Here is a 13184-nt window from a genome sequence, read left to right as displayed (position 1 = left end):
CTACCTTTTAATTTGTTGTGCTAATAAATAGATAACAGCCATTCTTACTGCTACTCCATTTTCTACTTGACTTAATATAATAGATTGATCTGAGTCTGCAACATCACTTGTAATTTCTACACCTCTATTTATTGGTCCTGGATGCATTATTACAATTTTCTTGCCAAGATTGTTTAAAATTTCTTGATTAATTCCAAATAACTGTGTGTATTCTCTAGTAGAAGGGAAGTATTTTATATCCATTCTTTCATGTTGAACACGTAAAACATTAGCAACATCACACCATTCCAATGCTTTTTTTAGATTGGTTTCAACTTCTACACCTAAACTTGTAATGTATTTAGGAATTAAAGTTGTTGGTCCACAAACCTTAACTTGAGCCCCTTGTAATTGCAATGCGTATATATTAGATAATGCAACTCTAGAATGTAAAATATCTCCTATAATAACTATTTTCTTTCCTTTTACTGATCCTAATTTTTCTCTTATAGAATAAGAATCTAACAGCGCTTGTGTAGGATGTTCGTGAGTTCCATCTCCAGCATTAATAATTTTAGCATCTACATGGTTAGATAAGAAAACACCTGCACCAACACTACCATGTCTCATTACAACAATATCTACTTTCATAGATAAAATATTGTTTACAGTATCTATTAAAGTTTCTCCTTTTTTTACAGAAGATTGACCTGCCGAAAAATTAATTACATCTGCAGAAAGTCTTTTTTCTGCAAGTTCAAAAGATAATTTTGTTCTAGTGCTGTTCTCAAAAAATAAATTAGCAATAGTAATATCTCTAAGAGAAGGTACTTTTTTTATAGGTCTATTAATTACTTCTTTAAAATGATCTGCAGTTTTAAAAATAAGATCTATATCATTTGCATTCAAATATTTTATGCCTAATAGATGTTCTACACTTAATTGATCCATATTACTTCTGTTCTATATAAACTGCGTCTTTTTTATGTGTTTCTCTCCAAGTAACCAAAACTCGTTCTTCATTAATAGCATCTACTTGTCTGCCTCTATAATTGGGTTGTATTGGTAAATGTCTACTAAACCTTCTGTCTATTAAAACTAATAACTCAATATTTTCTGGTCTTCCATAAGATTGAATTGCTGTTAATGCAGCTCTAATACTTCTACCAGAAAATAAAACATCATCAATAATTACTACTTTTTTTCCTTCAATTAAAAAATCGATTTCTGTGGTTGTTGCTGCTAAAGGAGCATTTCTTCTTCTAAAATCGTCTCTATAAAAAGTAATATCTAATAAGCCCGTTTTTAAATCTTTTATGCTGTATTCGTTTTTTAACAAAGCAGCCAATCTGTTTGCTAAAAAAGTTCCTCTTGGTTGTAAACCAATTAAAACGGTATTAGAAAAATCATTGTGGTTTTCTATTAGCTGACATGCTAATCTGTGCAGTATTATTTCAATATCTTTTGAGTTAAGTAAGGTTTTTCTGCTCATAAGAAACCTATCAAATTTAGTTGATAGTTATTTAAAATCAAAATTAGGATAAATAAACGTATAAGCAAAATTTAAGACCAGAAATAACATCATAAAAAGCTATTATGGAGCTTGTTTTTATACGGTTTTGATCTGATTTAAAAAGTAAAAAAGAAGTTGTTAATTAAATTGTTGAAAACAAAACTCAATTTTTATAATGGCTTTAAAGACTTGTAGTACATTTATAATAAGAACTCAAATACCTATGTTATGCCTTTAACGAAGTTTGAATCCATGCTTAAAACCAATAGTATCTATTTTTTCGATTTGGTTGAGTTTGAGGAAATTATTATTCATTATATAGATGCAGGGAAGCATTCTTTAGCAAAAAAAGCAGTTAAACTCGGTTTAGAACAACATTCTCAATCGGTAGATTTAAAACTACTTAGAGTAGAACTTTATATTTTTGAAAATGAATTAGATAAAGCATCTTCACTTTTAAAAAGAGTAGAGCGTTTAGAACCTAATAATGATGAGGTTTTTATTCAAAAAGCTACTATAAGTTCTAAAACAGGAAACCATAAAGAAGCTATAATTCATTTACAAAAAGCATTAACTTTTACAGACGATAAAGTAGATATTTGGTCTTTTATGGGGATGGAATTTTTGTATCTAGACAATTTTGAAAATGCTCGTTTAAATTTTGCAAAATGTGTAGAAGTAGATTTCGAAGATTATTCTTCACTCTATAATATTGTGTATTGCTTTGATATGGAAAAAAAACACGAAGCTGCAATAATTTATTTAAACAATTATATAGATAGGAATCCTTACTGTGAAGTTGCTTGGCATCAATTAGGAAGACAGCATTTTATTCTAGAAATGTATGAAGAAGCTTTAGTCTCTTTTGATTATGCAGTTTTAATTGATGAATCTTTTATTGGAGGTTATTTAGAAAAAGCAAAAACATTAGAAGCATTAGAAAGATATCAAGAAGCAATAGATAATTATTTAATTACACTAGAATTAGATGATCCTACGGCTTTTGCTTATGTAAGAATTGGTGAATGTTATGAAAGAATAGAGAAATATGAGGCAGCAGTTTCTTATTATAAAAAAGCAGTACATGAAGATCCGTTATTAGATAGAGGTTGGATTTTATTAACCAATTTATTTTTTAACGAAGAGAATTACGAAAAAGCTTCTTACTATATTTCTAAAGCTTTAAAAATAGATGAAGATAATTCTGCTTATTGGAGAAGGTACTCCGAAATTAAATTAAAACTTAATTTTTTTGAAGAAGCAGTTTCGGGTTTCGAAAATTGTTTAGCTTTAAATGATGATTCTCTTGAAATTTATATTGGATTAACAGATGTTTTATCTTTTTTAGGGGAATTTAATGATGCAGTTAAAATATTGTATAAAGCCCAAAAAACATATAAAAACTTAGCTGAGATTGAGTATAGATTGGCAGGTTTGTTTTTTATTTTAAACAAAGAAAAATACGGTTTTAATCATTTAATTTCTGGTATGAAAATAGATTACAATTACCATGTAGTCTTAAAAGAAATCTATCCAACAGTTTTGGATAGCCAAAAAGTGCAAAAAATATTAGTAGATTATAAAAAAGCGAACGAATAGATGATTTTTTTAAAACAGTTTTTACTGACTTTGTCAATTGCTGTTTTCGCTATTTTTATAGGAAGCCAAATAACAGAAGGAGTTTTGTTGGTTCCGTATTGGCAATCTTTATCCGCAAGTGATTTTTATGCTTATTACAGTAAATTTGGACCTTCTATAGGTAGTTTTTATACATTTTTAACAATTATTGCAGCTTTAATACCAATAATATTTTCTTTTTACCTTAAAATTATTAAATCTATAGCTTTTAAATATTCACTAATTTCTTCTGTATTTGCTATTCTTTTTGTTTCTTCTTTTTATATGTATTTTAAAGAAACGAATGAGTTGTTTTATCTGGCTTCATTTAATGATGTTGAATTAAAAAAAGAATTAATTGTTTGGAGTTATTGGCATTGGAGTAGAGTTTTTTTAGAGATTATTTCTCTTATTTTTTTAATTATTTCTCTTATAAAAATACCCATTCTAAAAAAGAAATAAAGATTTTTTAATTAAAATTACCCTTTCCTTTTTGGAAATTAATTGTGGTTAAACATTTATATAAAAGTGAGTAAATAGCCAAAAAGAGCTCCTCCTAAAACGATAAAAGCACTATTTGTTTTTTTGAAAGCAAACACAATAATTAAACTGGTAATACCAATTAAAATTGATCTCCAGTCTATTAATGTGTCTTTTATCATACCTATACAAACTGCAGCTATTAATGCTACAGACGCAACATTTACGGCGTCTAAAATTACTCCTATTACCTTAGATTTTCTCATTCTTGGAATAAAAGGATTTAATAAGAGCACAAGTAGAAATGAAGGGAGAAAAATTCCAAGGGTTGCTACAATTGCACCTGAAACCCCATTCATTTGCCAGCCAATAAATGTAGCAGTAGATAAAACAGGTCCAGGAGTTATTTGTCCTACAGCAATTGCATCAATTAAAACTTGTTTTGTTAACCATCCATTTGCAACTAACTCAGTATCTAAAAAGGCGAATAAAACATAGCCACTACCATAAAGTATTGCGCCTATTTTTAAGAATACTATAAATATCTTTAAGGTTCCAATTTTAGATGGTTCAAAAACTTGTAAGAATATTAAAGGAAGGAAACTATTTATATTATTCTTGTTTTTTTTAAAATAATAAAGTAATAATCCCAGAATACCACATCCAAAAAGTGCAATTATTTCATTTAAACCAAGTAAGCAAGCTACTAAAGTTATAAAACCTAAAATTGCAAGTTTTATATTTTTTAACGCTTTTTTGCCTAACCGAAAAGCAGCCATTACTATTATTGAGATTACTGCAGGTTTTATTCCATAAATAAAAGGCTCAACTTCTGGCAGTTTACCATATTCTTGGTAAAGCCAGCCTAAAAGAGTTGTTAAAATAACTGCAGGAAAAATAAAACAAATTCCAGCTATAATAAGACCTTTCCAACCTGCGCGTTCATGACCGCAATGCATAGTCATTTCTGTAGAATTCGGACCCGGAATTAAATTAGTTGCTCCAATAAGGTCAAGAAAATGCTCTTGTGTCATCCATTTTCTTTTTTTAACAACTTCATCTTCCATCATGGCAATATGAGCTGCAGGGCCACCAAAAGCAATGCTTCCTAATTTAAAGAATAGTTTTGCAATTTCTTTTAGTTCTTTTTTTGAGACATCTTAATTAGGGTTCAATGATTTTATAGTATATTCTTTTAAGAACAAAAATAGAAAACTATTGATTAAAATCTATAAATGACTTTCTAGACTTAATTACTAATAATAAATAGTTAAAGATATTTTTTTTGACTTTAGAAACATACCAATTCAAAAACTGTTATCTTCGTTTTAAAAAAAAGCGAAAATATTAATGGAAAGAAAGATTAAAGATTACATAGTTATAGGTTTAAAAGGAATGGCAATGGGCGCTGCAGATGTTGTACCTGGTGTTTCTGGAGGAACAATTGCTTTTATATCTGGTATTTACGAAGAGCTTTTAAGCTCTATCAGTAATGTTAACCTTGGTTTATTTAAAACCTTAAAGAATGAAGGGTTAAAAAAAGCTTGGAAACAGTTAAACGGTAATTTTTTATTATCACTTTTTGTAGGGATTTTTATTAGTATCTTATCATTAGCTAAAGCCATTAAATATTTATTAGAAAATGAACCAATTTTATTGTGGTCTTTCTTTTTTGGGCTTGTTTTAGCTAGTATTATATATATAGCTAAACAAATTACAAAATGGAGTGTAGGTTCTATTATTGTATTAATTTTTGGTGCCTTTTTAGCTTATTATATTACTACTTTAAATCCATTAGTTTCAGAAGGAGCTTCGTCTTTATATATTTTAATTGCTGGAGCCGTTGCAATTTGTGCAATGATTTTACCAGGAATTTCTGGTTCTTTTATTTTGGTTTTATTAGGTGCGTATAAACCTGTATTAGAAGCTTTAGATAATAAAGATATTAAAACAATACTTGTATTTATGGCAGGAGCTATTGTTGGTTTATTAACTTTCTCTAAAGTTTTAAAGTGGTTATTTGCCAATTATAAAAATTTCACACTAGCAGCATTAACAGGCTTTATCATTGGTTCTCTAAATAAAATTTGGCCTTGGAAAGAAACTTTAACTTGGCGTTTAAATTCTCACGGCATAAAAGTTCCATTTAACCAGCAAAGTGTTTCTCCTTTTTCTTTTGAAGGAAATTCTGAATTAACTTTTGCAATTGTTTTAGCACTTGTTGGGTTTGCATTAATTTTATTGATGGAAAGATTAGCAGTTAAAAAGCAATAAATGCAAAAAGAAAGATCATTTTTAGATAAACTTTTGCTTTTTATTAAAGGCTTAGCAATGGGGGCCGCAAATAAAGTTCCAGGAGTTTCTGGAGGTACCGTTTCTTATGTTTTAGGATTTTATGAAGAGTTAATTTATTCTTTTAGAAAAATAAATTACAGAGCATTTAAACTACTTATAAAAGGTGAGTTTAGAGAGTTTTTTAAATTTACCAATGCCCAGTTTGTAATGCTTATTATGGGAGGTAGTATGTTTAGTTACTTCAGTGTTTCGTTAGTATTAGATTATTTTTTAAAATACTACGAACTTTATGTTTGGAGCTGGTTTTTTGGAATGATTGTAGGTTCAGTGTATTACATGGCTAAAGATTTTGGAAGTTGGAATAAAAGAAATTTTGTTTCATTAGCTATTGGAGTTTCTATAGGTTTAGGTATTAGTTTTTTAACTCCTGCTGTAGAAAATGATAATCTTTGGTTTGTGTTTTTATGTGGTATTATTGGTGTGTCTGGTATGACATTACCTGGGCTTTCTGGTTCTTTTATTTTAATACTTTTAGGTAATTATGTGTTACTACTTGTAGATTCTGTTAACGTTTTATTAAGTGTTTTTGGTAATATTATAATTGGGAATTTTGAAGTACTATCAGATCCTATAAAAATTAAATACTTAAAAATTATAGCTGTTTTTACTGGAGGTTCTGCTTTTGGTTTGGTTTCTATATCACATGTTTTAGGTTTTGTCTTAAAAAGGTGGAACAAAATTGTAAACGCAATTATTATTGGATTTATTACCGGTTCTTTAGGTATCGTTTGGCCATGGAAAAGAACCATTTTTGCTACTGATGAAAATAATGTGTTTTTATTAGATCAAGAAGGAGGGAAAATTGTAGAAAATTATGAACGTTTTATCCCAGAAATTACAAATGTAGAAACATTGTTCGCTGTGTTTTTTGTTTTTTTAGGAATAGGCTTAATATTAGCCATAGATTATTATGATAGAAGAAGAAAAAATAAAGTTTTTGGTTTATTAGGGAAAGATATATCTTATTCATTTTCTAGAGGATATTTTTCTGAAAAGTTTACGAAATTAAAACTAAATAAAAACAAATATGTAAATTTTGACATTCAAGATATTCAAGAATTTTCAAAAATAATAAAAGAAAGAGAGCATTTAGCAGGTATAAATGTAACCATACCCTATAAGCAACAAGTAATACAATTTCTAGATAAGTTAGATGAAACTGCAAAAGAAATTGGTGCTGTTAATACAATAAAATTTACTAAAAGAGGAAATTTGAAAGGCTATAATTCAGATGTTGTTGGATTTGAAAATTCAATAAAACCATTTCTTAAAAATCATCATAAAAAAGCTTTAATTTTAGGAACAGGAGGTGCATCAAAAGCAATTGCATATGCCTTAAAAAAAATAAAATTAAATATAAATTTGTTTCTAGAAACCCAATGGGTAAAAAACAAATTTCTTACGATAGCTTAACAGAAGAAATTGTAGAAAAGTATACTATTATTATAAACAGTACACCTCTAGGGACTTCACCAAATATAAATCAATGCCCAGATATTCCTTATCAATATATTACAGAGAAACACCTTTTGTATGATTTAATTTATAATCCAGAGATTACTACTTTTTTGTCTAAAGGAAAAGAAAAAGGAGCAATTATTAAAAACGGTTATGAAATGTTAGAGTTACAGGCAGAAGAATCTTGGAGAATTTGGAATGATTAATTTATCATATAATCTTACTTGTAAAGTTAACTTGTAGATTATAATAGTTGTCTGTATCTTTATAACCATAATATAAGTAATATTAACGACCTTAAACATTGTAGATATGTTAGATAGTAATGAAGAAAACGTTGAAAAAAACGAAGTAAAAGCAGAAGAAGTAGCTAAAGAAGTAACTTCTGTAGAAGAAGAAATTGTAGCAGAAAAAGAAGTTACTGAGGTAGATGATACAATTGAAGCAGTAAATGAAATAGAAAAATCTGTTGCAGAACAAGCTGAAATAGAAGAATCAAAAGAAGAAGATATACCTGTTGTAGATTATTCTGTTCAATCTTTAGAAGAATTAGTTATTAGTTTAACCAAAATTTTAGCGGAAAACCCTGTTCAAAAAATAAAATCGCAAGTAGACGGAGTTAAAAATGCTTTTAACGAGAAGTTTGGCGATTTATTAGCGAGTAAAAAAGAAGCTTTTCTTGCAGAAGGAGGTAATTCTATCGATTTTCAATTTTCAAGTCCTATTAAATCTGAGTACAATAAATTATTATCAGATTATAAAAAGCAGAGAGATGCTTATTATAATAGTTTAGAGAAACAGTTAAAAGAAAATTTAGAGAAACGCATACAAGTTATAGAAAGTTTAAAAAACATTATTGAAGAAGCAGATGCTACTACAATGTATAAAAGTTTTAAAGAAATACAAGATACTTGGCGTGCAATAGGTCCTGTTCCTAAAAATCATTATAATGATACTTGGAAAACGTATCATCATCATGTTGAACGTTTTTACGATTTACTACATTTAAGTAACGATTTTAGAGATTTAGATTTTAAACATAATTTAGAGAAAAAGCTTAAAGTTATAGAAAAAGCAGAATCTTTAGCAAATGAAGAAGATGTAAATTATGCAGCAAAAGAGTTGCAAGATTTACATAAAATTTGGAAAGAAGATATTGGCCCTGTAGCAAAAGACGTAAGAGAAGAAGTTTGGAAAAAATTTAGTGCTGCAACTAAGAAAATTCATGATAATAGGCATAACTATTTTAGAGCAATGCGTTCTAAATACCAGGAAATTATCAATAAAAAATTAGAAGTTATTGCTGCTATAGATGTGTATGATACTTCTAAAAATGAATCTCATGGAGATTGGCAAAAAAGTATTAAAGATATTGAAGCTTTAAGACAGCAGTATTTTACCATTGGTAAGTTGCCATATTCTAAGAGTGAAGAGGTTTGGCAAAAATTTAAAAGCGCAACCAAAAAATTTAACTCTGCAAAAAACGTTTTTTATAAAGAAGAAAAAGGTGAGCAGCAAGAAAATTTAAAAAAGAAAATTGCTTTAATTGAATTAGCAGAATCACTAAAAGATAGTGAAGACTGGGAGTCGGCTACAAATGCTTTAAAAAAGGTTCAATCAGATTGGAAAAAAATAGGTCATGTCCCTAGAAAGTTTTCAGATGATATTTGGAAACGTTTTAAAGCAGCTTGTAATCATTATTTTGATAGATTTCATCAACAGAAAAATGCAGTAAGTAAAGAACAACAAGCAATAGTAGAAGCTAAAAAAGAATTTTTAGATACTGTAAAAGAAGAGAAAGATTCTACAAAAGAGTCTATTTTAGAAGCTGTAAATAAATGGAAAAGATTGGGTAGTTTACCAAGAAATGTTCGTCATTTAGAGGGTAAGTTTTACAAACAAATAGATAGAATGTTCGATAGTTTATCGCTAGATAAAAACGAGATATCGATGCTGAAATTTACGAATGTAGTTGATAGCTATTTTGCTGATAATGATGTAAGAAAATTAGATTCTGAACAAATGTTTGTTAGAAAGAAAATTGATGAAGTTGTTAAAGAAATTCAACAATTAGAAAACAATTTAGGTTTCTTTTCTAATGCTAAAGACGATAACCCTTTAGTAATAAATGTAAAAAATAGAGTAAATGAATTTAAAAATGATTTAGTTATTTGGAAACAAAAATTAAGTTATATTAAAAAGTTAGATTATTAGTTTGTTTAATTTAACTCATAAAAAAACTCGAAGCAATTGCTTCGAGTTTTTTTATGAATAATTTTCTTTCTTGATATTAAGAAAATATTTTATCAATTTTTATTTTTTCTTCTTCAGCTAAAGCAGCATCAACTAAAATACGACCACTATGTTCGTCGATCGTTATTTTTTTCTATTTGCAATTTCTAACTGTACTTGTGGTGGAATAGTAAAATAAGATCCTCCAGAAGCTCCACGCTCAATGGCAACAACTGCTAAACCATTTTTAACTTTATTTCTAATTCTTTTATAAGCCGTTAATAAATGTGCGTCAATAGACTGACCAAACTCTTCAGATTTTTCACTTAAAAGTTTTTCATCTTTTTCAGTTTCTTTTAAGATAGCATCTAACTCAGCCTTTTTATGACTTAAATGTTTTTCTTGTTTTGCTAATTTTTCTTTAGTTGCATCAATTACTTCGTTTTTCTGAGCAATTTTAGCTTTATACTCGTTTATCCTTTTTTCAGCTAATTGAATTTCTAAATCTTGAAATTCTATTTCTTTAGATAAAGAATCGAATTCTCTATTGTTTCTAACTTTCTGTTGCTGCTCATCATATTTTTTCATTAACCCTTTAGATTCCTCTATGGCTAATTTTTTGTTATTGATGTCAGTTTCTAAATTAGTAGCATCTTCGTTTAAATTAGAAATTCTAGTATTTAAACCGGCAACTTCGTCTTCTAAATCTTCAACCTCTAAAGGTAATTCTCCTCTAACATTTCTAATTTCGTCAATTCTAGAGTCTATTAATTGTAAATCGTATAAAGCTCTTAACTTTTCTTCAACCGAAACTTCTTTCTTCTTTGCCATGGTTATATATAATAAATAGGATTCGTACTTTTTTCTGATAAAATGACTGCAAAATTACTAATTTTTTTTGTAAGATAATCTACTAAAAGGTTTTTTGTAAACTGTTCGCTTTCATAATGGCCAATATCTGCTAAAAGTATACTGTTTTCAGCCTTAAAAAACTCATGATATTTAAAATCTGAACTTACATAAGCATCAGCTCCAGCTTTTTTTGCATTTGAGATAGCAAAACTTCCAGAACCACCTAAAACGGCAACTTTTTTAATTTTTTTATTAATTAATGCAGAATGTCTCACACAGTTTGTTTTCATTGTATCCTTTAAATAGAGCAAAAAATCTTTTTCATTCATTTCTTCGGGGAATTCGCCAATCATTCCCATTCCAATATTCTGATGGATATTTTCTGTAGTTACAATTTCATAAGCTATTTCTTCATAGGGATGATTATTTTGGAGTGCTTTTAAAATGGCAGCTTCATTTTTACTCTCAAAAACTACAGAAATTTTAGTTTCCTCTTCAGTATGAAATATTCCTTTTTTACCAATAACTGGGTTTGAATCTTTATTACCTTTAAAAGTACCATTCCCAAAAGTGTTAAAAGAACAATTATCATAATTACCTATATTTCCTGCTCCAGCTACAAAAAGAGCTGTTCTAAGGGATTTAGAACTAGCGTATGGTACATAAGTTGTTAACTTTTTTATTATTCCCTTTTTAGGGATTAAAATTTTTGAATTTTCTAAACCTAAAACCTCACAGATTTTAGCAGATACTCCGTTTTTAGAATTGTCTAAAGCTGTATGAGTAGCATATATTGCTATATCATTTTTTATAGCTTTTAAAACCACTCTTTCTACATAAGAATTTCCATTAATTTTTTTAATCCGCCAAAAATGATGGGATGAAAACTGATGATTAAGTTACAATTTTTAGCAATGGCTTCATCTACAGTTTCTTCTAAAGTGTCTAAAGTAACTAATACTCCAGATACTTTTGTTTTATAATTTCCCACTAATAAACCTACATTATCAAAATCTTCAGCATAGTTTAATGGAGCTAATTCTTCGATATAATTTGTGATGTCTTTTATGATCATTTTAAGATTGTATTGAAAACCAAAGTTAACATTTTTAATGTATTTTTACGTTGATGAAGTTAGTTAGATTTTTACTGTTTCCGTTTGCTGTTTTATACGATTTGATTACTTCAATTCGTAATTTCTTCTTTAGTGTTGGTATTTTTAAAGAAACCACATTTAAAATACCAATTATCGTGGTAGGGAACTTAAGTGTTGGAGGTACTGGTAAAACACCACAAATAGAGTATCTAGTTAGATTATTAAAAGATCAATTTAAAACTTCTGTATTAAGTAGAGGTTATAAAAGAAAAACCAAAGGTTTTGTACTTGTAGATAATATACATACAGCAGATGATGTTGGAGATGAACCTTTACAATACTTTAAAAAATTTAATAATATTAATGTAGCTGTTAATGAAAATAGAGTAGAAGGCATAGATAAATTAATACAAAATAACTCTCCAGAAGTAATTTTGTTAGACGATGCATTTCAGCACCGTAAAGTAAAAGGTAGTTTTTATATTCTGTTAACAAAGTATAACGATATTTTTACCGATGATTTTTTATTGCCAACAGGTAATTTAAGAGAAAGTAGAGCAGGAGCAAATAGGGCAGATGTTATTATAGTTACTAAATGCCCTTGTAATTTAAAAGACTCTGATAAAAAGATAATAGAAAGAAAGTTGAAAAAATATAATAAGAAAATTTTCTTTTCAACAATTTCTTATGCTTCCAAAATATCTGGTAGTAAACAAATTCTTATAGAAGAAGTTGTAGATTTTGAGGTTTTGCTAATTACAGGTATTGCAAATCCTCAACCGTTAACAGATTTCTTAAAAAGTAAAAGAATTAAATTTAAGCACTTAAAATTTTCTGACCATCATAATTTCTCTCAAAAAGAAATTAATGAAATAGATGATAAATTTAAGATAATGAAATCGGATAAAAAGTTAATTTTAACTACAGAAAAAGATTATACAAGGCTTGAAAATTTTATAAAAGACCTATCCTATATACAAATAGAGACTAATTTTTTAAGTGATAAAAATGAATTTGATAATATTATTAATTCTCATTTAAAATAAAAACCGATGTGTGAGTACATCGGTTTTCTTTTTTTGATTTTTGCTAGAAGCACTCATTGTCTGATTACCTAACAATTTTATGACACAATAAAGTTTATTAAGTCACAGTTATTATTTTTACTATTGGTATTATTTTTGATACTTTTGACAAAACAATGTTTTAATATGAGAAAAATAGTTTACAGTTTTATTTTTTGTTTATTAGTATGTCAAATTTCTTTTTCACAAGAAATGGTTTCTGTAAATACAGAATTTTCTGAGAGTTTAGAAATTAAACTAAATTGGATGCCAAATTATAAAAAGGCTTTAAAAAAATCTAAAAAAGAAAGAAAACCAATTTTAATTTATTTTACAGGTTCAGATTGGTGCGGACCTTGTAAAATTTTAGATAAAGATCTTTTTCATACAGAAAAATTTAAAAATTTAGCAGACAAAGAGCTTGTACTTTTAGAAGTAGATATTCCAAGACGAGTAGATATTATTTCTCCAGAAAAGATGAAGGAGAATAAGATAATTCAAAAAAATTTAAAGTAAAAGCTTTTCCTACATTAATGAT

Annotated in this window: 9 protein-coding genes and 4 pseudogenes; 8 read left to right on the top strand and 5 right to left on the bottom strand. The window is 27.9% G+C overall.

Annotated elements, in window-relative coordinates; all coding sequences use genetic code 11:
- Entirely contained in the window at positions 1–930 is a 930-nt protein-coding gene (locus tag N5A56_RS09275; protein WP_265725202.1) for an aspartate carbamoyltransferase catalytic subunit, read from the bottom strand.
- A gap of 1 nt (position 931) precedes the next feature.
- Entirely contained in the window at positions 932–1471 is a 540-nt protein-coding gene (gene pyrR, locus N5A56_RS09270; RefSeq protein ID WP_265725201.1) for a bifunctional pyr operon transcriptional regulator/uracil phosphoribosyltransferase PyrR, read from the bottom strand.
- Between the two features lie 249 nt (positions 1472–1720).
- On the opposite strand from pyrR, the gene N5A56_RS09265 reads away from it, so the two are divergent.
- Both N5A56_RS09265 and N5A56_RS09260 read left to right on the top strand, forming a co-directional pair.
- Positions 1721–3091, top strand: a complete 1371-nt coding sequence (locus tag N5A56_RS09265; protein ID WP_265725200.1) for a tetratricopeptide repeat protein — start codon at positions 1721–1723, stop codon at positions 3089–3091.
- A complete protein-coding gene (locus N5A56_RS09260) occupies positions 3092–3571 on the top strand; it encodes a hypothetical protein (protein ID WP_265725199.1) in 480 nt (159 codons plus the stop codon).
- Between the two features lie 56 nt (positions 3572–3627).
- On the opposite strand, the gene chrA is transcribed toward N5A56_RS09260, so the two are convergent.
- Positions 3628–4722, bottom strand: coding sequence for a chromate efflux transporter (gene chrA, locus N5A56_RS09255; protein ID WP_265726123.1), 1095 nt, complete (start codon positions 4720–4722; stop codon positions 3628–3630).
- Positions 4723–4939: 217 nt separating this feature from the next.
- Between chrA and N5A56_RS09250 the strand changes: the two genes are divergently transcribed.
- The 4 genes and pseudogenes from N5A56_RS09250 to N5A56_RS09235 all read left to right on the top strand — a co-directional run bounded on the left by N5A56_RS09250 (position 4940) and on the right by N5A56_RS09235 (position 9616).
- Positions 4940–5863, top strand: coding sequence for a polyprenyl-phosphate transporter (locus N5A56_RS09250; RefSeq protein WP_265725198.1), 924 nt, complete (start codon positions 4940–4942; stop codon positions 5861–5863).
- A pseudogene (locus N5A56_RS09245) lies at positions 5864–6871 on the top strand (DUF368 domain-containing protein); the annotation flags it as partial.
- Positions 6845–7608 (top strand): annotated as a pseudogene (locus N5A56_RS09240) (shikimate dehydrogenase family protein). The pseudogenes N5A56_RS09245 and N5A56_RS09240, both read left to right, overlap by 27 nt.
- Before the next feature lie 106 nt (positions 7609–7714).
- On the top strand, positions 7715–9616 hold the full coding sequence (locus N5A56_RS09235) for a DUF349 domain-containing protein (protein WP_265725197.1): 1902 nt from the start codon (positions 7715–7717) through the stop codon (positions 9614–9616).
- A 76-nt stretch (positions 9617–9692) separates the two neighbouring features.
- Here N5A56_RS09235 and N5A56_RS09230 read toward each other — a convergent pair.
- Together N5A56_RS09230 and N5A56_RS09225 are read right to left on the bottom strand one after the other, a co-directional pair.
- Positions 9693–10465: pseudogene (locus tag N5A56_RS09230) on the bottom strand (zinc ribbon domain-containing protein).
- 2 nt (positions 10466–10467) lie between these two features.
- Positions 10468–11561: pseudogene (locus tag N5A56_RS09225) on the bottom strand (Nif3-like dinuclear metal center hexameric protein).
- A gap of 53 nt (positions 11562–11614) precedes the next feature.
- On the opposite strand from N5A56_RS09225, the gene lpxK reads away from it, so the two are divergent.
- On the top strand, positions 11615–12628 hold the full coding sequence (gene lpxK / locus N5A56_RS09220) for a tetraacyldisaccharide 4'-kinase (protein WP_265725195.1): 1014 nt from the start codon (positions 11615–11617) through the stop codon (positions 12626–12628).
- A 165-nt stretch (positions 12629–12793) separates the two neighbouring features.
- Positions 12794–13162, top strand: a complete 369-nt coding sequence (locus N5A56_RS09215; protein WP_265725194.1) for a thioredoxin family protein — start codon at positions 12794–12796, stop codon at positions 13160–13162.
- The last annotated feature ends 22 nt before the right edge of the window (positions 13163–13184 follow it).

It is taken from the genome of Polaribacter ponticola, from assembly GCF_026191475.2.
Taxonomy (GTDB): domain Bacteria; phylum Bacteroidota; class Bacteroidia; order Flavobacteriales; family Flavobacteriaceae; genus Polaribacter; species Polaribacter ponticola.
This window is presented reverse-complemented; position numbering and strand designations above follow the sequence as displayed.